The 19,592-nt window shown below is 39.8% G+C and carries 33 protein-coding genes; 2 read left to right on the top strand and 31 right to left on the bottom strand.

Translation table 11 applies throughout. The annotated features are described in order from the left end of the window. Positions 1-25 precede the first annotated feature (25 nt). Positions 26-904 (top strand): hypothetical protein, encoded by an 879-nt coding sequence (locus RR877_RS01220; protein WP_332627559.1) that lies wholly within the window; start codon positions 26-28, stop codon positions 902-904. Positions 905-989: 85 nt separating this feature from the next. Here the strand turns inward: RR877_RS01220 and RR877_RS01215 are convergent, their stop codons facing one another. The 15 genes from RR877_RS01215 to RR877_RS01145 all read right to left on the bottom strand — a co-directional run bounded on the left by RR877_RS01215 (position 990) and on the right by RR877_RS01145 (position 7,467). Continuing rightward, on the bottom strand, positions 990-1,142 hold the full coding sequence (locus RR877_RS01215) for a hypothetical protein (protein WP_332627557.1): 153 nt from the start codon (positions 1,140-1,142) through the stop codon (positions 990-992). A 95-nt stretch (positions 1,143-1,237) separates the two neighbouring features. Further along, complete coding sequence (locus tag RR877_RS01210) at positions 1,238-1,414, bottom strand: hypothetical protein (protein WP_332627555.1); 177 nt, start codon at positions 1,412-1,414, stop codon at positions 1,238-1,240. Positions 1,415-1,460: 46 nt separating this feature from the next. Beyond that, positions 1,461-1,928, bottom strand: a complete 468-nt coding sequence (locus RR877_RS01205; protein ID WP_332627554.1) for a hypothetical protein — start codon at positions 1,926-1,928, stop codon at positions 1,461-1,463. A gap of 1 nt (position 1,929) precedes the next feature. Continuing rightward, positions 1,930-2,244, bottom strand: a complete 315-nt coding sequence (locus RR877_RS01200; RefSeq protein WP_332627552.1) for a hypothetical protein — start codon at positions 2,242-2,244, stop codon at positions 1,930-1,932. Next, complete coding sequence (locus RR877_RS01195; protein WP_332627551.1) at positions 2,244-2,618, bottom strand: hypothetical protein; 375 nt, start codon at positions 2,616-2,618, stop codon at positions 2,244-2,246. Before RR877_RS01195 ends, RR877_RS01200 begins: the two co-directional genes overlap by 1 nt. Before the next feature lie 12 nt (positions 2,619-2,630). Continuing rightward, the gene (locus RR877_RS01190; protein ID WP_332627549.1) at positions 2,631-2,912 is read right to left on the bottom strand and encodes a hypothetical protein; all 282 of its coding nucleotides are present in this window, start codon (positions 2,910-2,912) and stop codon (positions 2,631-2,633) included. Between the two features lie 13 nt (positions 2,913-2,925). Continuing rightward, positions 2,926-3,198, bottom strand: coding sequence for a hypothetical protein (locus RR877_RS01185; RefSeq protein WP_332627547.1), 273 nt, complete (start codon positions 3,196-3,198; stop codon positions 2,926-2,928). Further along, complete coding sequence (locus RR877_RS01180) at positions 3,195-3,416, bottom strand: hypothetical protein (protein WP_332627545.1); 222 nt, start codon at positions 3,414-3,416, stop codon at positions 3,195-3,197. The genes RR877_RS01185 and RR877_RS01180 overlap by 4 nt, the downstream gene beginning before the upstream one ends. 9 nt (positions 3,417-3,425) lie before the next feature. Next, positions 3,426-3,842 carry a hypothetical protein gene (locus RR877_RS01175; RefSeq protein WP_332627544.1) on the bottom strand — a complete coding sequence of 139 codons (417 nt, stop codon included), beginning with the start codon at positions 3,840-3,842 and terminating at the stop codon, positions 3,426-3,428. Between the two features lie 70 nt (positions 3,843-3,912). Beyond that, positions 3,913-5,160, bottom strand: a complete 1,248-nt coding sequence (locus RR877_RS01170) for an RNA ligase (RefSeq protein ID WP_332627542.1) — start codon at positions 5,158-5,160, stop codon at positions 3,913-3,915. 55 nt (positions 5,161-5,215) lie between these two features. After that, entirely contained in the window at positions 5,216-5,707 is a 492-nt protein-coding gene (locus RR877_RS01165) for a hypothetical protein (protein ID WP_332627540.1), read from the bottom strand. A gap of 49 nt (positions 5,708-5,756) precedes the next feature. Continuing rightward, positions 5,757-6,266 carry a hypothetical protein gene (locus RR877_RS01160; protein ID WP_332627539.1) on the bottom strand — a complete coding sequence of 170 codons (510 nt, stop codon included), beginning with the start codon at positions 6,264-6,266 and terminating at the stop codon, positions 5,757-5,759. 27 nt (positions 6,267-6,293) lie between these two features. Continuing rightward, the gene (locus RR877_RS01155) at positions 6,294-6,650 is read right to left on the bottom strand and encodes a hypothetical protein (protein ID WP_332627537.1); all 357 of its coding nucleotides are present in this window, start codon (positions 6,648-6,650) and stop codon (positions 6,294-6,296) included. Beyond that, positions 6,640-6,909, bottom strand: coding sequence for a hypothetical protein (locus RR877_RS01150; RefSeq protein ID WP_332627536.1), 270 nt, complete (start codon positions 6,907-6,909; stop codon positions 6,640-6,642). The genes RR877_RS01155 and RR877_RS01150 overlap by 11 nt, the downstream gene beginning before the upstream one ends. A 9-nt stretch (positions 6,910-6,918) precedes the next feature. After that, the gene (locus RR877_RS01145; protein ID WP_332627535.1) at positions 6,919-7,467 is read right to left on the bottom strand and encodes a hypothetical protein; all 549 of its coding nucleotides are present in this window, start codon (positions 7,465-7,467) and stop codon (positions 6,919-6,921) included. Positions 7,468-7,613: 146 nt separating this feature from the next. On the opposite strand from RR877_RS01145, the gene RR877_RS01140 reads away from it, so the two are divergent. Next, on the top strand, positions 7,614-9,869 hold the full coding sequence (locus RR877_RS01140) for a hypothetical protein (RefSeq protein WP_332627534.1): 2,256 nt from the start codon (positions 7,614-7,616) through the stop codon (positions 9,867-9,869). 53 nt (positions 9,870-9,922) lie between these two features. Here RR877_RS01140 and RR877_RS01135 read toward each other — a convergent pair whose 3' ends face one another. From RR877_RS01135 to RR877_RS01060, 16 genes are all read right to left on the bottom strand, one after another. Then, entirely contained in the window at positions 9,923-10,426 is a 504-nt protein-coding gene (locus RR877_RS01135) for a hypothetical protein (protein ID WP_332627533.1), read from the bottom strand. A 132-nt stretch (positions 10,427-10,558) separates the two neighbouring features. Next, complete coding sequence (locus RR877_RS01130; protein WP_332627532.1) at positions 10,559-11,047, bottom strand: hypothetical protein; 489 nt, start codon at positions 11,045-11,047, stop codon at positions 10,559-10,561. A gap of 66 nt (positions 11,048-11,113) precedes the next feature. Then, positions 11,114-11,545, bottom strand: coding sequence for a hypothetical protein (locus RR877_RS01125; RefSeq protein WP_332627530.1), 432 nt, complete (start codon positions 11,543-11,545; stop codon positions 11,114-11,116). Positions 11,546-11,672: 127 nt separating this feature from the next. Next, positions 11,673-12,119, bottom strand: coding sequence for a hypothetical protein (locus RR877_RS01120; protein ID WP_332627529.1), 447 nt, complete (start codon positions 12,117-12,119; stop codon positions 11,673-11,675). Between the two features lie 81 nt (positions 12,120-12,200). After that, the gene (locus RR877_RS01115) at positions 12,201-12,917 is read right to left on the bottom strand and encodes a hypothetical protein (RefSeq protein ID WP_332627527.1); all 717 of its coding nucleotides are present in this window, start codon (positions 12,915-12,917) and stop codon (positions 12,201-12,203) included. A 90-nt stretch (positions 12,918-13,007) separates the two neighbouring features. Then, on the bottom strand, positions 13,008-13,475 hold the full coding sequence (locus RR877_RS01110; protein WP_332627526.1) for a hypothetical protein: 468 nt from the start codon (positions 13,473-13,475) through the stop codon (positions 13,008-13,010). 158 nt (positions 13,476-13,633) lie between these two features. Further along, positions 13,634-13,936 (bottom strand): XRE family transcriptional regulator, encoded by a 303-nt coding sequence (locus RR877_RS01105; protein WP_332627525.1) that lies wholly within the window; start codon positions 13,934-13,936, stop codon positions 13,634-13,636. 179 nt (positions 13,937-14,115) lie between these two features. After that, positions 14,116-14,493: a hypothetical protein gene (locus tag RR877_RS01100; protein ID WP_332627523.1), complete on the bottom strand. Its 378-nt coding sequence runs from the start codon at positions 14,491-14,493 to the stop codon at positions 14,116-14,118. Positions 14,494-14,626: 133 nt separating this feature from the next. Further along, a complete protein-coding gene (locus tag RR877_RS01095; protein WP_332627521.1) occupies positions 14,627-15,064 on the bottom strand; it encodes a hypothetical protein in 438 nt (145 codons plus the stop codon). Beyond that, entirely contained in the window at positions 15,057-15,410 is a 354-nt protein-coding gene (locus RR877_RS01090; RefSeq protein ID WP_332627519.1) for a DUF4326 domain-containing protein, read from the bottom strand. The genes RR877_RS01095 and RR877_RS01090 overlap by 8 nt, the downstream gene beginning before the upstream one ends. After that, positions 15,404-15,691 carry a hypothetical protein gene (locus RR877_RS01085; protein ID WP_332627518.1) on the bottom strand — a complete coding sequence of 96 codons (288 nt, stop codon included), beginning with the start codon at positions 15,689-15,691 and terminating at the stop codon, positions 15,404-15,406. Before RR877_RS01085 ends, RR877_RS01090 begins: the two co-directional genes overlap by 7 nt. A 98-nt stretch (positions 15,692-15,789) precedes the next feature. After that, positions 15,790-16,680: a DHHA1 domain-containing protein gene (locus RR877_RS01080; RefSeq protein WP_332627517.1), complete on the bottom strand. Its 891-nt coding sequence runs from the start codon at positions 16,678-16,680 to the stop codon at positions 15,790-15,792. A 92-nt stretch (positions 16,681-16,772) separates the two neighbouring features. Further along, positions 16,773-17,051 (bottom strand): hypothetical protein, encoded by a 279-nt coding sequence (locus tag RR877_RS01075; RefSeq protein ID WP_332627516.1) that lies wholly within the window; start codon positions 17,049-17,051, stop codon positions 16,773-16,775. Between the two features lie 108 nt (positions 17,052-17,159). Further along, entirely contained in the window at positions 17,160-17,486 is a 327-nt protein-coding gene (locus tag RR877_RS01070; protein ID WP_332627514.1) for a DUF6527 family protein, read from the bottom strand. Next, positions 17,452-17,757, bottom strand: a complete 306-nt coding sequence (locus tag RR877_RS01065) for a hypothetical protein (protein WP_332627513.1) — start codon at positions 17,755-17,757, stop codon at positions 17,452-17,454. Before RR877_RS01065 ends, RR877_RS01070 begins: the two co-directional genes overlap by 35 nt. A gap of 8 nt (positions 17,758-17,765) precedes the next feature. After that, entirely contained in the window at positions 17,766-19,562 is a 1,797-nt protein-coding gene (locus tag RR877_RS01060; RefSeq protein WP_332627512.1) for a hypothetical protein, read from the bottom strand. Positions 19,563-19,592: the final 30 nt, after the last annotated feature.

The raw sequence follows: 19,592 nt of genomic DNA, 5'->3' as shown, positions 1-19,592 counted from the left end.
TTTAACAGTTTACAGAGGATATCAAATGACAACGAGAGTTACTGAAGCCTTGCTAGAAGGCCGCGCCCAGTCTGAAGGCGTAACTAATCCAATGCTCGACCTCCGTTACGGTGGTCAATTTGGTCTGTCCAATGCATTGGGTGAATGGGTCAGTAACGCTGCTTATGTGCAGCGTAACATGTTCCCTATTCTGATTGCAGCACCTAAGTTCTTCCAGAACAGTATTCACAGTGCTTCACTGACTGCACAGCTTCGTGCATTGGTGGAACTGCATCCTCGTTCTATCGAAGGTCTGCAAAGTGGTCTGACTGTCGACACTACTACTACTCCTGTGGGTGGTGCTGGTGAAGAACAAGATGAAATCATCGATGTGAAACGTGCTCGTAGTGCACCGGTCTTTAACTTCTTCGAGAAGTATGGCCGTCCTATCCAGTCGTTCCTGTCGTGGTGGATTCAATATGGTCTGATGGACCCTGATACGAAGCAAGCAAACGTTGGTACGCTGGCCTCTGGCTATCCTACTGACATGCTGCCAGATCAGTACGCCATGACCATGATGTTCATTGAACCTGATCCTACTCATCGCCGTGTAGTGAAGTCGTGGTTGTGCACTAACATGTTCCCTAAGGGTACTGGTGATATTATCGGTCGTCGTGACGTGACTAGTGCATTGTCACTGCAAGAACTCTCTATTGAGTTCACCGCTATCACTCAGGTTGGTTTGGGTGTTGACCGCTTTGCTCAGCAGATCATGGATACGATTAACATTACCAATGCTAATCCTTATCTGCGTGAAGCTTTCATCCGCGAGATCAGCCAAGAAGTTCTGAACGCCAACGTTGGTTACGAGCCTGGTATTTCGAATCTGGCAGCTTCTGCCGTTCAAGCTACTGGCAACTTCTAATCCAACAAAAAAAGAAGAACCATAAGAGAGTGACCGTGAGGTCACTCTTTTTATGCTATCCTTTACCATATATTATGAAAGTACTTTAATTGAAGTATAGTTGGAATGCTTTACTTCCTGAAGAAGCTTGCACCCTTTTCATAAAGAACTTTCCTGTGAGGAGTTTCTCAATTTGATTGAGATCCAACTCATGTCTCCATTTACGGAGCAGCTCTTTAGCTATTTCTTGTTTAGACATTTCGGGTCCTCGAAGAAGAGTGGTTGAAGGGATCTTTATTCGTCTGGTGGTACATTCGAATAAAGGGCTATTAGTCCAGGGAAAACCCTGGGCTTTTATGCTGTCTTTTTCTTTGGATAATCCTTTTTAGTTAACGGAAAGATAATCTTCAAATTACCTTTGAGTGTTTTTCTGATGTAGAAGTTACCTTCACGAAGAAGCTTCTTCTGACGATCATCGAGATCATGGATATGTTTTTCAATAACCATCTTACCAAGCTCTTCTTTTGTCATACGTCATAAAGCCTAGGGTTTCCCCTAGGCTCCTTATGTTGTCTGTTTACGTTGCCAGAGCAAGTACCTTGATAGGTACATCGTACTTCTTCTTGTCCAGACTACGGTAGATACCGTCTACTGTGTAATCGTCAGCCAGCAACAGATTACGTTTCCCATTGTCTGGGAAGACATCTTCGGCTGCATTGAGTTCACGAACAGTCAAGAAGATACGAGCACCCACAGCTTGTCGGAGATTCTTAGGAACGTTATCCAGAATCTCTTTCTTGGTGTGACTGAGCTTGACTAGCAATGCCACGTTACTTTGGAGAAAGTCTTCCAGGAAGATCTTCTTCAGAGTCTGGGTTTTACCAGTTTGACGAGGGATACTAAAGCCAAGAGTATTGAACTCCTTAGAAGCCATCACATTACCCATGAGTGCTTCAGGTGGAGAATTCCATGGAGTTTCCAAGAAGCCCTTGATTACTTCATTGAGCAGCGGAATTCGGAGATACGGTTCTGGATGAGTGAGCATATTACTTCCTGTTCAAAGATTGGACAATCCAGTGATTGACATATCGTTTACGTGATTGGTTAATTTTACAAATCACACTGTCGATACTTCGAACCACCCGTTGATTGTTAGGATTCTTGTCCTTGATCTTCTGGAGTTGCTTGAGGGCATCTTCCTTACTTCTCCAGTTTGCAAGGTAGTGCCAAACACCGTCTTCCTCAATAACAGCAGCTTTGATGAACTTTACTTGATCTGATACAGGATCATAATTAAGAAAAGCTTTACCAAGTTCAGTGTAGAAGAAACTTTGCAATATCTTAGTCTTGGCTGTCGACATTATTGTTTAGCTTCCTTTGCTTTCTCACCAGCCATGGTTCTGGCATCATCGAAGATTTCTTTTCGGATACCGTGCTTAATTGCTTCTTCCATGGTTTCAGCAAAGATGCGATCATAGTTCTCATCGAAGAACTTTTGCATCTTCTCTTTCATCTTCTCAGATCCAAAGAGTTTATCGAGCATACCTTCAATCTCAAGATAACCTGGGCCAGTCATCTTGATCACACCACCTTGAGTATGCATGTTGTACTTACTGAAATGCTTACTGACCATAGCTGAAGCAGTTTGATGTGCAAGAGTAGTGAACTCAGCTTTGATACGTTCCGTAATTGGCTTACGGAGAGATTCTGTCATCTCGGCAATGATATCAGCCATTTGTCTACCTTTTTAAGTTATGCTAGAGTCACGTTCGAAAGTGTTCTGGTAAGAAGGACATTGACGCAATGTCTGAAGCATTACTTCACCATCTTGAATATTGCGCATGAAACCACGCATCTCTTCAAGATCAGCATTCGTATTTACTTCCACTTTAACATTTGGGAATTTGGAATCTGGCTCAACAGAAACCATTGCAGTAACTTCAGCTTTCTCGCATTGTTCTTGGAAACCAAAGAGACCTTTAGGAGTCACAACAAGGAAAGAGAATGTTTTCAGAGACAGAGAACGCATGATTAAGCTCCTTTTAAAATGGATTGATGTTGAAATCACGTTCGAGTGAATTCTCTTTCAGAGGGCACTCGCGCAATGTTTGAACCATGACGTGGCCATCTTGCACTTTACGCATCAAGCTGCGAAGATGTTCCAAGTCTGTGTCGGCTTCGAGTTCTACCTCGACATCTGGTAAAACCTCATCTGGTGTGATCTGTGCCAATGTAGACAACTTTGCTCTCTCACACTCGACCTGGAGAGCAGATACATCTCGCGCACACTCAGCGCGGAATGAAAAAGTCTTCATGCTATTTTTCCTTTCAAAGATTGCTTTTGGATATTAGGGTTTTGTTGTTCAACAGCTTCAATGCGTTTCACAACTTCATGGTACTCATGGATAATAACATCCACAGAGAGTGGTGCGATAAGTAACACAATACCAGCAATGAGGCTGAGTACTGGTTTACCTTTACGTGCACCATAATAGAACAACAACAAAAATGCGATGCTGACCAAAGTAACCATGACTGTTCCTTAATTGCGAGAAGACTTGAGTTCTTTACCGTGTTTCACGATATACTTACAGTCTCCAGAGTTATTCTTAACGAATAGTGCAATCTCTGAAACCTGCTCTTCTGTTGCCGAGAACAAAAGAACATCGTATTTCTCAACTGCTTCTTTCAAGACTTCGATATCAGCAATGAGGAACTTGCGATCCCTTCGAGCTTCTACAGCCAGTACAGTCTGAAGGAGCTTTTCTTGAATCGTCTTACAATCTACATCCATGCTATAGTTGTAGATAAAAGCACGCATGATGTTATTCATGGAGACCATGTTCATGATGTGCTTGCGGAGTTTTGAACCTTTCTCGATGGCCTGCACAGATGCACGAACATCTGCAACAATATTGTTAATATCCTCTCGGCTAAGAACAATAGATTCATCTTCCATTTGGTGTACCTTAAATAAGTGGCATAAAGGGAGAGTTATTTCTAACTCCCCTTTATTATATATTGCTTACTTATTTTGGAATAGAGGCTTGAATTTCCTTGTGCGCTTCTTCAAAGAAACCAACGTAGAACTTAACATCTGCTTCCTTAAAAACGGTTAGCAGTGTTTTGTTCTGACGCTTAGCCATGAAGAAAAGTTTCTGATAGAAAGCATTCGGCACACGTTCTCTCAGATCCTTTGCAAACTGGGCCATGGCTTCTCTGGACGTATCCTCGGAAGAAACACACATTCCCTTATAGATTGCTTCCAGTGCTTGGAATCTGAAATCAACAACCTCCTTGATGTAACGAAGACTTTGAGCCCACTCTGGGAAGTAGGCAGAGAACTCCTCGATCTCACCAGTGTATGGAATCTGTGCGAGTTTAGACAAGCTAGGGGCTTCATCTTCACCCTTGATGTTCGCCACCCAAACATAACGGGGACTCTTCATCTTCAAACGGATACCATTTACTGGATCGTAAACCACCAAACCTTCTTTCAGACCGTTTAGAGATTTACAATACTCAAGAGCTTCTTCCTTGGAATTGATTCCAGTAATCTCCTTCACCGGTTCAACGTTTTTGAACGTCTTACCAAGATAATCGGCCAGTTGATCGAAATGTTCTTGATCAATCGGATACTCATCGGGATGATTCAAGAAGATATTCAAGAGGATCATCTTGTCTTCTTGATAATCTGTGATCACTTTATTTTGTTTGGTGCAAAGCTCAAAAACAAAACTGAAATCACGGATGTCATATTGAAAAGCATTTGCAATGATGTCCATCTGTAGTTGGAAAGCTTTCTCATTGCTACCCAATGTTTCATAGACCAATTCATCGAACAGTTGATATGGAGGGCCACCTACTGTTTTGACTGGACCCTTACCGTCAATGGTTCCCTTGGTGCTGATACGCCATTTATTCAGATCTCTATCAAACCAGAAAGCAATCAGACTGCCATCTTCCTTAGGATAGTATTTGGCTCTGCTGAAATCGACTTGACCAGTGATATCAATCATTTCTCCAAAATTGAAGAAGCGATCATATTTACGACCAACTGTCATACCTTCACTGTTAACGATAAGACCACGACACTTCTGACCATACGGGTTCGAGTTGGAGCAACTGATCATGCTATAGATCAAGAGATACTTTTCCGTTTCTGTATCCTTCTTGACCTTAATCCCGTTCTCCTCTAGGATCTTAATAGCATCAGAGATTGTATTGTTCTGAAAGAGATCATAAACAATACCACTGCATTCGTAAGCTTGAGTCATTTTCTATTCCTTTAAAGCAAAAAAAGAAACCATTATAGTTTCTTTTACCTACTTGTTAGGTAGGTTGTTGTTCGGTTGGTTCGAACGGTTTGAGACGATTTCGACGAAACTTAGCTTGTTCTGCTAAGCCTGTAGATCGGAAAACATGTTTGATATCAAGTTTAAAGAACTCATATTCCGAGAACTTGATAAACAAACTAGGTGTCATTCCATCGTAGAGGCTGAACTTTATCGTGTGAAGATCTTGATAATCGATATTGATTAATGCAAAATCCATAAGGAAACTTTTGATGATATCACCGGCATCGCCGAGAAGTCCTTCTACTTGTTTCTTCACTTCGACAAAACTCTTAATCTCCGTTTCGGTGGTTTGGAGATTATAGGCGGGATTATGGTTTTGTTGATTGACTATAAGAGTCTCAAGTTTATGGGAGAGATCGTGTTCAAACTTGAAAGACTTATCTGGATCACTTAACGAATCAGCAGCAAAGCTACAGACCATATTGTGCGTAGTATTGACATTCCCGTGAATCGATAGGAACTTCATGCCATTACGCTCGAAGCACGTATTGATAATGTCCAGGTGTTTTTTCAGATCACTCACCATTTGGCATCTTCTCCCGAAGAGTCTTTGCAAACTCATTGATTTTGAAATTATGCATCAAAGCCTTGATAGGCTTAAGCTCTTTATTGGAAGAATTCCCAAAGAAGTTAAAGACCATCTCTTCATTGAAGAACACTTCATCATCTTTACCAATGATAATGTTCGTCTGAGAAATGGATTTACCTTCCATGAAAGGAACTAGCCGATTGGCTATACCCTTTAACATAGCAAAGAAAGGTAGCAGTTCAGCATCGTTTATTTCGAAATCAGGGAATACACGACTGGCGCAATTCTGAGAAATGAAATAGATTTTGTAACGTGTTTCACTAACAGCTACAATTTCAGCGATGCTGGATAATTCATCACCATGTTCACAAGCTTCCAAATGAACAGTGAGATTACCACAGATAGGAATCAATACACGGATCTCTGTTCCGAAGATATTGTTATCCTTCAGAAACTTAGCAAGATACAAGAGAGAGGCGGAAGATTTATTTACCATGTGCTTTAAAGTATGCTGTTATGGTTGTTAAACGATTATATTCAAATTACTAGAAGCTTCAGATTCCATGGTTTGGAGATCTTTATACAACTCTTGAATCGTTTCGGACTGAATATAAATATTGTCAGATCTTTCACCCTCTAGTCTAGAGATGTTAATAACGACAATTTTATCATCTGTAATAGAAGTGGGTAATGGAATATGCTTCCATCTAGATCCAGTTCCATCTTTTTCTGGTTTTGTTTGTATATTAAAGTAGATACCATTACCGCCATCTGGATCTTCTCTAACAATAATAATACTGATGAAATCACAGCCTTTTTCTTTAAGGACTGTTTTGATTCTTTTAATAGCGAAATGATGCTTTACGTAATCAATCTCCATTTGAAATCCCCTTTTTGATTAATGTGATTGCAATCTTAACGCCAATCTTTTCCATGGCGTTGATAATTGCTTCCATTCCCATTTCCTTATTGCCTTTACTGACTTCGAGGGCAGACTGTCTGGCAACATCCGAGATAGCACTAATCAAAAGAACTTGATTTTCATCACCAGCAAACTCTTTCAAATAGAGCGCACATTCTTCTGCTGAATTAAGATACTCAGCAGCGTCGAAATCTTTTAACTTGATAGCTTTTGTCAACTGACACTCCTATGGACGTGGTTGGAATTGCATGGCTCTGTAAGCCATATCGGTTGCTGTTCTCAGATTAAGAGTATCAGTAGGTTTGAAACTCTTATGTACATATTCACCTTTGTACATGTGAGTCTTCACACGGTCTTCCATACGGAAGAGATGAATCTTTGTTTCTTCAACATAATCGAAGTCAATCGTATTCATGTTGATAATCAATTTCCAGATAGTAATATCACGAACTTGATTCTTTGGATTGAAGGTTCTGATAGTTTCGATGATATAACGAAGCGCTTCAAGAACCTGCAAATCGGTGAACTTAATCTCTACCTCTTGATTCGGTTTAGTCGAATAAGAAATAACGATATAGCCGTTGGCGAGAACAGCTATCTTTCCAATCTTGACTTCTGGAACACCACCATTACCTGTAGCCAATGCACAAGTAAACTTTACTCGGTTGTCTCGTTCCACAGATGCAGAAACATTCAGTAGCTTGGTTTGATACTTAGCACATTCTGAACGCAGTGCATGAAAGCCTTTAACATGGTTATTCAATACGAGTTCCACAGTCTTTTCCTTTTTGAAAACATGGAACTGGAGTCATAGAAACTCTCAGTCATGATATATCATCCAAAAGGTTTTATTACATTTTTAAAATAATATGACTAACTACGGCTTTCCTTTATAAGGAAACAAAAATAAAGGAACTATGTATGATATTATTTTTAGAGGATTGGGCTAGATACCCCAATGCTAAACCAGACTATGATACCAAGAATGAATCCTACCTAAAGCTAGCTGGTACGTACTATGCCATGGGTATAAAGAACTATGCCTTTATGTTAGCTTTACATGATCAATCTTTAAAAGGTATCGATCCATTCTCTCCACTACTTACTGAGTTGGAGATGATTAAAATTGCTATTGAGTGTAAAGTTAATCCTTGGTATTACTTTAGAGAAATTGCTAAAGTACCAGCACGTTCAGGCTCTGATGCTGTGCCTCTCTTAGCTAACCGTGGAAACATTGCTCTGTATTGGAGTTTCTTCAACCATGTGATGACCTATCTAGTGCAGATTCGTCAGACTGGTAAATCAATCTCCACAGACGTTCTCGATAGCTATCTGTTAAACATTCGTTGCCGTGGCACAACAATCAACTTACTTACTAAAGACGATGCACTTCGTTCAGAAAACATTCAACGTTTGAAAGACATTATTGATGAAATGCCTTTCTATCTGAAGCAACGTAGTAAGAAGGATTTGGATAACACTGAGCTGATCAATATCAGCTCATTAGGTAACTGGTACAAAGCACACCTTCCACAAAAGGCTAAGAAGTTCGCTCTTAACACTGGACGTGGTATGTCTTCTCCAATCTTCCGAGTTGACGAAGGTCCTTTCCAGGCCAACATTGAAATCTCCTTACCTGCTGCATTGGCTGCTGGTGTGGCTATGCGTAATAAAGCTAGAGCTAATAACGAGCCTTTCGGTACTACTCTTACTACGACGGCTGGTAAGAAAGATGACCCGGATGGACGTTACTTCTACCAACAGATCTGTGCTGCTGCCGAGTGGACTGAGAAGTTTTTCGACGCTAAGGATGCTACAGAGTTAGAAATCATGATCCGTGCTGTGAGCCGTGGTCTTAAAGAAAAGATGAGAGTTGGTGATGAAGTTATTCGTGGTGAGTTCGCTGTGAACATTACCATGAACCATCGTCAATTAGGTTATGATGATGCCTGGCTCTTGACTGCTTTGGAAGAAACTAAGTCTGTAGGTGATGCCGCTGACCGAGACTTCTTTAACAGATGGACATCAGGTAGCTTGAGTTCACCTTTGACTATCCAGCAAATGGAAACCATTCGTGGTAGTCAAAAAGAACCGATGTACGTTGAAGACTGTAAGATTGGTTCCTTCCGTGTTCCATGTCGCTGGTACATTCCTAGGGATAGTATAGAGATGTACATGGCTAAGAATAGCTCTATTCTCTCTGCTGATACTTCAGATGGAGGAGGTGGTGACGATATTAGCTTATCGTTAACTGATGTTAAGACAGGTATGCTTATTGCATCCTTTAACGTTAATAGAATTAACTTACTGGCTTTCAGTGAATGGGTTTGTGAGCGTTGGATTATCCAATCTCCTAACGTTACATTGATCCCAGAACGTAAATCTAGTGCTATTGCTCTCATTGACCATTTACTGTTGATTCTCCCTGACCGTGGAATAGATCCATTCAAGAGAATCTTTAACAGAATTGTTAATGAACCAGATGAGAACAAGACTGCTTTTGAAGAAATCAAACTCCCACTGAGTAGAAGACCTCATGACATCTACGTTAGATACAAGAAAGCTTTTGGTTGGGCTACCTCTGGTGGTGGTTTGACTAGTCGTTCTGATTTGTATTCTACTACGTTAATGTCTGCTGCTAGAAACTGTGGTCACATGGTAAACGATAAAACTACTATTGATCAGATTCTCTCTTTAGAGACTCGTAATGGTAGAGTTGACCATGCACCAGGAGAACATGACGATGCTGTTATTGGTTGGCTCTTAGGTCACTGGATGCTCACTAAAGCTAAGAATCTGGTCTACTACGGTATTCAGGTTACCGATATTCTCTCTAGGAATAGAGGTGGTAGTGAGAATGGTGGTCAGATTACCAAAGAGCAACGTGATCAAATCTTCTACAGAGATAAGATCAAAGAACTCTTAGGTAAATTAGAGCAAGAACAAAACGAAATCATCTCAATGAAGATTGAGAATGAATTACGTTTCTATAACTCTAAGTTGGTTATCGAAGAAAATGAAGTATTGTCTCTGGATGAATTGATCGCTAAGACCAAAGAAACTAAGAAACAAAACATCATTGGTAGAAATAGAAACAACTATGGAACTGGAGTCTACGACAGATACAATAATCCGTATTCTAGTAGAGGACAGTCAGTATACGAGTACAAGTACTAATACGTCATAAAAGCAGTACCTTCGGGTACTGCTTTTTTATGTTGTCTTTCTTCTTAAAAGATCTCAACTACTACGGATTGTAGTTCCTTCGGTGAATAGACAGTCAACGAAAGATAGAAGTCGTCTTGATCTAGCTCAATATCGAAGAAGTAATCCTTCGAAGTTTGATAGACTAGTTTTCTAATGAAGTCTCCGACCTTTGAGGCAGATACATTAGAAAGCAAACCATTAAGCTTTGCTAGATCTTGGTTCAGTTTGAGCAAGGTACATTGTCTGCGTGTAACATCAATGGCCTCACCAGTGACTTGTGCTGACTTATACTTTACCAGAATTTCAGTGAAGTTATCGGGTCTATCATTGTTCAGAGTAACTTCTTTTTCAAAGAGTCGCTTATAAACACTGGAAGTAACCTCACCCTCCAATTGAAGATCCTTTACCAAATCAATCAGAGACTGATCTAGAAAATGTAGGAGCTTATTGGGGCCGAAGTTATTTTCATTACCCTCTTTCAACTCAGACTCGAAATTAGTCTGAATTCCCGTATCGTTATTCACCACTTTTGTTTCCTATAAAAAGTTTGAGGAGATTACTCAAACCATTTACAAAAAAGAAAAAATAGAAGCAACTTATAAATAGGACACCCGAAGGTGTCCTATTTTAGCTTAAGCCTCTACTCTTACGCCAAACAATCAATCGAACTTGAGTGCGTCACGAGCAGCACGGTTTGCGTGCGACACAATCAGATTGTGTTGACCCATGTTGGTGCCAACGTGATAGTGCTTCACGTCAGTAGTGATCATGCCAGCCGTTTCAGGGGAAGTACCACGATGGATCGTGGATGTGATGCTGTCACGGCCGAACATAGGAGTGGTCAGAGTGAACGATTCTGCTTCGGGGTTCGCAGCCAGATGTTCAACGCCGAGCACCATTGCTGCATGGTCATTGATGTTCGATGCCGAAGCGATGTAGTTCAGCAGGATCTTTGCTTGCTTTTCATCAACGCCTTCGGGCAGATTGCTGGAATGGAAATCCTTGGTCGCCTTGGCTGTGTTATCCTTGATACCACCATTTTCTTGGCCCTTGATGTTGGCAACGAGCTTGGCACTACCTTCGGTAATGTGGGCTGCAACATCCTTCAGTTCTTCAGTTGCTGCGGTGGTAGCTGTGTTCTTGGACATGAAACTATCTTTCAAAGTTTGATTTTCGGTAGCGTTTAAAATAGGTGCTACCAAACCTCGTGGATATCAGTAGCGGCGGCTGGAGTACCCGCCACGAGACTGATAGGGGCGTTGTTGGAAACCATCACGACGAGGCGGTTGCCACTGTCGTTGAAGATCTTCAACACGTTCTTCTGCCACAGGCTCTTGATGAGCATATGACTTAAGCGTATGTTTGGTTGCAAGACGTACATCACGATAGGTGACGGGCTTGACTTCGTCTTCAGTGAGCGTAGCTTCCTTACCAACTGCATTGGATGGAAGAGCCACCGCGATCATGTTGCCTTCGTATTGAATGACAACAGGAAGCTTGATTTCATCATGGATGAAAGGAGGCTTCAGAGGACTGACAATGTATCCATTATCAGGCGTGATCTTCTTGAACATGGCTTGGCCTTTCAAGAAGCGATCAGTGTCGTAAGTGACACCGTTGAAAACAAATGTCTTCTCAGTATTCATTCAAATCTTTCATAAGGTGTGTGAATGTTCATACTGTACCAAAGCTGATTAATTTTTTCAGTTTTAATACAGTATGAATTAAAAAACTATCAGAAGCTCACATTGATGATATATGGTTGAAAAATATTTAAACAGACTTTTTACTACCTGTATAAACCTTGTATTCTTCAAACAACTCAGTCACTGGTATTACTTTGATCACTGTCATCTTATTGAATAAGAGTCTTTCTATAAAGTTAGCCATTCTAGCAACCTTAACAGTTTTCTCTGTAAGGTCTTCAAGCTTCACTCTATAGATCGTTTTACGTTTCCTAAACAAACGTACTCTGTAGAAGTAGTTCTCTAGGAAGATATCAATAGATGAGAGTTTCTCGCTATCCTCTTCTGATATTGTCGTTATGGGAAAACTCACTAGACCTGAATCAGCATCTGGTTTACTCTCCACGTTGAAGAAATGTAGACTAGCCAATTGCGATACATTGGCTATCATGATTTCATTTACTTTCACACCTAAGGGATTAACTAATGTTCTAACAGTATAACGAAAGATTTCATCATAGTTACTAGTATCCATGGTGACACCATTGATCTCATAGATACTGTTAGTTTTCAAATCCTCGATAATAGATCCAACATACAACTGGCTTATTGACATTTAGGTTCTGATTTCAACAACATCTTTGTTGATGAATTCTCCTGTAAGTTTTAAGATTGGGATATAGTCCAGTAATCCACCCCACATGTTAATAGTAACAGTATTGGTAGTTTCTTCTGGATACGTGATCTCTTTGAGTTCGAATTCAGTAACATCTTCCTCCAAGCTCTTTTCTATATCCCATTTAGTTTCCATGACCACATCGGGTTCTGGTGAACTAAAACAAATGAGGATACTCTCCAAGAGTTTCATGAAGTATGGGTTCAGATTTTTGACGATAAACTTAGGAAGCTCAGTTAACTGATAACCAAACTTACCCTCATTATTGACTACCACCACATTCGATAAAACTCCCAGACTATTAGGAGGTGTAATTCCTGTATCTTTATCAAAACCAAAGATATGGTTGAATTCATCCACTCTGACTTTGAAAGCTTGGAAAGTATAGCCTAAGAACTTACCAGGTTCTTTCTTACTATAGACCTTGACATCGGCACTACTGTTGGCTAGACCAAACATATACCAACCATCTTGAATATCAATAAGTATCCAAGTAGCATCACCTTTCTTATAGGTGAGTGTGGTTCCTATTGGAACATGTAGATCTGCATCAACTTTGGAGAAATCTCTCTTTACGAAATCAATTGGACTTAATTCATTAAACTCAATGAGGTTGTTTAAATGAAAGTAATCAGTCGGTTTTCTTTTTTCCATCATAAACCCCATATAAAGTATTCAAATAGCTTTTCATAGCTTTATCATAATTAATAAGGTAGCCTATAAATAATCCATATATCAGTGGCATGATTACTCCAATTTATTCCAATATTTCATTTCAGCAACATGGTAGTGACTATCATCACCAAGTACCAAACCATAAGAGGCTGTTGCTGTGCTAATTACTGCTTTTAAAGTACCTTTCATCTCTGTGAATGTATTGAGAACTCTTACTCCTTGAAGTGGGCTACCTAAATCGATATTAGTAATCTCTTTGTCTTTACCAAAGATTAGGCTAGAGAAATTAGTAATAGCGGTGTTCAAGCTACTCATTCCTAAGCTGGATACTTTACTAGCATCCCCTACAGTTAAATATTCTCTAACCAGTTTATCGCCACCATATGGTGACATGGATAACATAGCGTCCAGTTTCTCCAGAGCTTGTTCTTCGACATCTTTAGCTTGAATCTTGTCAGCCAATGGAGCAGTCTTTGAATTTCTTACCAGATGAGCCAGGTGAATTACATGGTCTTTGATTTCACGAATAACGTCGAGCATAATGTTTCCTTAAGTTGCCGTCATAAAATGAACAGATCTACCCGAAGGTAAACCTGTTCACTTGTTTTTAGATGCTAACTGGATTCAGATCAATATCACCCGAACCACCACCGATGGCAACACCATCACCAGACATTGGACGTACATCTTTCATATTTTCACCTCTTGATTTCAACATCAACTCTCAAGTCCAGGCAATACATCATCTCAATTAAGATGTCAATTGAGAAATCAGATATCTTACCTTTCATAAGATTCGATATTCTGGGTTGCGTAGTCTTACACATCTTAGCAACACGGCTTTGGCTATAACCTTGTTGTTTGATATGTTCTTGCAGATTTTGCATCAGTTTAGATTTGATCCTCATCACTGCTGCTTTTTCTGGAGTCTCAATAGCATCCCAAACACTATCGAATGTAGCAGGTTTGGTCTTGTTATCGAATGTTGTTGGAAGACACATTCTTTATCCTTTCATACTGAGGCTCATGCATTTCTGAACAAGCTTTAGACAAGATCTGATGCATCTTATTCCAGAACTTATACTCGACTGCGTCATTGGCTTTCTTAGCTGCTTGCCTATTAAGAGAAGCAATGGATAGCGAATGACTGATATGATTCAGGAACTGAGGAACGTCATCTTTAATCTCTGCCATATTTATCCTCAAGACGTTTAAGTTGTCTCAAGTTCTCCACATTAGGTTTGGCTTTGATATAACCCAGTTTCAAACCTTCTTCCCAGTGGAAATCTTCAGCTTCATAGTAAGCTTTCAGAATGGCATCATTACGAGGCATTCTGGTATCCAGATCAAAGACTTTATAGCCACCAGTGAAACGAGTGAGTTGCACTCGTTCAATAATGTCGTTGAGATCCTTAGAGTAAGGACGCTTAGCCTTGATTATTTTGTAGTTAGGTCTACCAAAGGTACGACCAGGACTAAAAATAGACATCAGGAAAGCTTCAGCTTCTTGAAGAGCAACTCTCCAATCACCATTATGGTCACGATCAAAGAAGATCATTACACGACGCTTATAACGAACTACCCATGACTGTGTAGCAGTCTTAGAAGCACGTTTAACACCGTTGTAGACCATTACACGATCACCGTTACTGTGTTGATAACAATAACGTGTGGGCTCTCTTACAACCGTATTACTTTTCATGTGGCAGCAGTGGGTTTTGGCTTTTGATTAGTTCGACGTTGACAGATTCGCTGTAGTAACCGTTAGATTCACCAAACCAGCGAAGATCAACATATCCCTTAAGAGTTCTGAACTTATAGAATGTCCAGGTTTGACTCTCTGGCTCATACTTATGTGAAAAATGAGGCGGTGTATCAGTGCTACTAGATTCAGTAGCATCGAGGATAGGAGTGTTGATTAAGTCCTCTACATCTCCAACAATGCTTTCGAGATAAACACATTCACAGCAGTCTTGATAGTGATCCATTTTATAGACACTACCGTCACTACATGTGAAAGTAATCTCTTTACTCTCTGGTGTCATTCCTTCGATGCTAACGAAGGTCTTACCAATAAAACAATCAAGCTTATTGATAGGTGTGACATCTGCAATTTTAGAATCAGTCATTTTCTTTTCTCTCCACAATTACATCAAAACCATTGCTGAGTAATTGATCTTTGAGGTGTCCTATTACCGTATCGCCATGACAGCGTTCGGGCGAACAGAAACAAACAAGTTGCAATACCCCATGTTCAATAGCTAAGTTAAGTAACTCACCTATGAGTTCAACATGATAAGATAATGCACTTTGGAAGTAGGATTCGTATTGATCACAAACACGATTCCTCTCCTGTATGGTTTTAACCGTCATTGCAAAAGGATTACCCAGAGGACTGGGTCTTCCAATATAGTAATACGGTTTGGTTGCATCGTAGGTACGATTACAAAGCCTTAACGTGATGGTGGTTAACATCTTGTAAGGTATTTCTTCTCAGTGATAAGAAGTTCATCGCGCCTTTGAACAACACTGATCCCATCAGTAGGAAAATACAATACTTCTTTCATCATGATAGCATCACCATCAAAGTAGTGGTATCTCATATCTCCAACCTGAACGTCAGCACCGAGCTTATGTAGCTCTGAAGCTACTAAACTCATGGTATGGGCATCCATCAAAGTATAGGCAAACTTACTAATAACACTTTGTAAAGATTGCTGGATGACAACCTTCTTTAACTCAATATCAGTTGACATGATTTACCCTTTACCAGATTTGTTTCCACTTACGTTTTATGAAATCTTTGAGATCAGCTACTAATAAGCAACATACTAGTACAAATCTCGCCAGTTCTTTACGCATAGAGCAAATCCACAAAAGAAAGACCACCACTAATAGGAAGCGTAAAGCCTGCGGCGTTCTTATGGCCGCCACCACCTAGTTCATGAGCAATGTCTTTACCTACATCCAGTTCACGAGTATTGTCACAACGTAGACTGAATACAATCTTACCATCCTTCGGAACAATGAACCAGCAAATAGTGAAATCTATTTCTGGGTGCTTTTTGAGGAGCTTGTTTCCGATTTTCGAGAGATTGTGGGTGGTTTGATAAATTGCGACTTTATACTCCTTACCGGGAGCAGTGAATTTTCCGAACTTAATCTTATCGCTGTTGATAATGTCGTCAATCTCAATATTTTCAAAGTAGAGTTTTTCATGGCCATGAGAGAGTAATTGATCGAGGGTCTCTGGGAACTTGTATAACTTATCCCAGAATTCCATTGATCGAGTATCATGTAGAGTCGAGATAGCATGGAAGGCTTCAGTCCCAGGTAGATCGAATTTCCAAAGATCGTAATCGTCTACCAACTTTACAATTGCAGGTGGTTCTTGATTATTAAACAAGATATCCCATGTCATACCTGCACCAGCTTTGGTATCAGAGAACTTAGCAAAATCCAAACCTTCGAGTTCAGCCTTTGCAGTAGCATGGTGATCAAAGACGTGAATCTCTTTCACCAACTTCTTCATAGCGAGTAGTTGATCACGTTTGTACGAGAAGTCAACGATATATAGAATCGTGTCATTCCACAGATGATGCAGTGGTGCAGGACGGCTATACTGTACCGGTACAGTAATAACTTCTGCGTCTTGCTCCGTTACTTCATAGTAATGTTTAACTACCCAAGCTGCACAGCAGCCGTCGTTATCGTCATGGTGGAAGACCACTACACGCTTTGTCATGATAATCCTTGTTTGGTTGTATCAAGTGATTTCGATAGAACGTTAAAAAAACAAAAAAAAAAGAATATACTAGATATTCTTCTTAGCTAATGTTAGTTAGCTATTGAGAGGATATGGGATAAAACAGTATCCAGTGCAGGAGTTAATTCAACTCCTAAATCAGACGCTACATCTTTATAGAAACCTACATAGATGTGGACGTTCTGCGATTGTGCAAAAGTGTCATCTTTGTACTTTTCTTTTCCTGCTTTATTCACTCTGATGCAAGAGTTCAAGATCTGAAGAAAATCGAGTCCTTGCTTTTTGAGTTGCTTGACACTATGCGACTTTAAGATTGCCGTCAGCTCTTCATTACTAGCATTGTATTCCATGGTAAACATCCCTTCTTTTAAAAAACTACTGTAGAGTCAAAGAAAGTATATATTGCTAAGATATTTTTATTTACCAACATAAAGAGAGTACCCGAAGGTACTCTCTTTTTATGATGTATAAACTGTATCAACCCATTCAGGTAGATCAACCGTTTGACCAGCTAAGCTATGTGTACAATCAGATAAGAATTGAATCCTACCTTCTTTAACAAATGAATGACAAACAGCAGGAGGTGCACCATCCTTACCAGCATCTTTACCTTCATACGTAACTAGTACTGAAGGATCAAATGTAGGTTTAGTGAATGAACCATTCCAATTCCATTTAGGAGTTTCTTCCCATCCAAACTGAATAGCGTGTTCAGTATTACAGCCAGGACATCTGAATCTCAGAAGTTGATCATTTTGTTTTATCAGTGGTGCTTGCGTAGTCATTGAGTTTCTCTCTTACTTCTTTCTCCATCTTAATACGGATATCAGGTGGAAGTTTCTGAATAATCCCCTCAACGCCTTGTTCCAACATTAAGTTCATTAATTTGGAACGCTTTATCTCCGACATTGCTGAGATCATATTCAGATTAAGTAAAGTTCTTCGATCTAATCTCAAAGAAACCTGTACAGTCTTTTTACCGTGATAGTTATTTAAACCATTATTCAGTTTGATTCTATCAATGATCTTATTAAAACGGTTAGCAGTGTTTTTCATTTTTGACCTTAGGCTAATGGCATGATAGGAGTTGTCTCCAATGTTTCATAGAAATATGGGAACTGTTTCTTAATCTCACTATCAACCGTACTGTTTAAGAACACTTTACCTAAAAGCATAAAAGCTTCATCCTTGTAGTTCTTTGGATCAATCTTCAATACTTCTGGTTTAACGTACTTATCAGGTGGAATGATAACTTCATTACCAGCCTCATCTGTTGTAATAGTTGGATCAGGTAATCCGATTTCATTCAACAGCTTAGTAGGATTGTCTAAACCATCCATCGGATAAGCAACTTGAAGATTACCCAGATTGTATTCAGGGTTCTTCATTTCGTTCAATTGTGCTTCCAATAAATCAGCGAAGAATGGATTCTCAGCAATACCAGTAGCATCAATAGCAGTTATCTTACCAGATGAGTATCTAGTCCAAGTAGGATTGATATTAGCAAAGATACCCTTAATCACTTTATAGAATCTAGCATACTCTTGTTGAGAGAGGTTATCTGGTTTCTTAAGCTTAGCTTTAATCTCTTTAATGAGATTAGGAACAATGACTGGAATTTCTTTACTAACAGCAGTGGTAGCAATATCACGAATCATCTCGAAATCACCTTCCTCTACTGCACGACGCAATAAAGGTTTAGCAATCTCAATCATTAACTCTGGTGACTTATGTTTAGCAATAGTTTCAAAAGGTTTAGGAAAACCAGCCTTACTAGCTAAATGTACAGCACCTGCGATAACATTACAATCTGCTCCATCAGTTTTGCTCTTTACTTCATAATTACCACCAGTGATGGTATTAATGATATTAGCAATAGCATCTTTATTCTGTTCACTAACTTGTGGACTGATAGTTCCAGCATTGCCAGCTACAGTAACTTTATTATCAGCAAAGATTTTCTCTTCGGTTAGACCACGTACCAAAATCTCTTGAGCTTCTGGAGTAAGGTCTCTTACAGCGGAAGATAAATCATTGTTAGTAATATTCTCAATCAAACGAGTTGGTGTAAGAGTGCCATTATTCTTATCGTACTTGGTTGGTTCAGCCAAAGTACCGACTCTATTAATGGCTGGTCTAGTGATAGCTGTTACAGCACCTCTATCACCGCCTAGGATGACATCTAGATCATTATTGATAGCAGAGCTTAGGTTGTTAGCTAAAGGGCTCAGAGAGCCGTAATTCACAATACTGGAAGCTAGTGTCTCTTGCAGTGAAGTAGATTGATTACTGGTTGTTCTATTTCTGTATCTGTTATTAAGACCACCTGAGAGTCTATCGCTAACTCTACCGATAGCAACCACACCTCTGAAATCAATATTAGGATTAAAGAGATTATCTATTCTAGTGGCAGTACCTAAGAAACCATTGGCCAATTGACCACCAGCACCTAAGATACCAGAGATGGTTCTTCCTGGGAATTGAGCTACGCCATTGAGAATACCAACAACACTACCTACAGCTCTTTGAGCAGAACCGATAATGCCATTGACACTACCGAGTGCTCCATTGGCTACATTCATTACACTACCAATAACACCATTGACCATTCCATATGCGGAATTAATAGCACCACTGATAGCATTAAGATTAGAGTTAATAAAATCAAGGCCACCTTTAAGACCTTTACCGAAACCAGAAACACCGGACAGAAATCCATCCAATGAATCCATTACACTGTGAAATTGTTCCTGATAGCTGTTAACAATAGAGTCACTAGTTTCTTTGTAGACATCAACTACGCCTAGCTTATCCTCCGGTCCAGCTATGAACACTGTAGCAGTAAGTTTTCCTGACGACATATGTTCTTCCTTTGTTTATGGTAAGTCATA

Origin of the sequence: Aurantimicrobium sp. (assembly GCF_036667855.1) — a bacterium.
GTDB lineage: Bacteria > Actinomycetota > Actinomycetes > Actinomycetales > Microbacteriaceae > Aurantimicrobium.
Note: the sequence above shows the minus strand (reverse complement) of the source record. Positions and strands in the feature narration are given on the sequence as shown.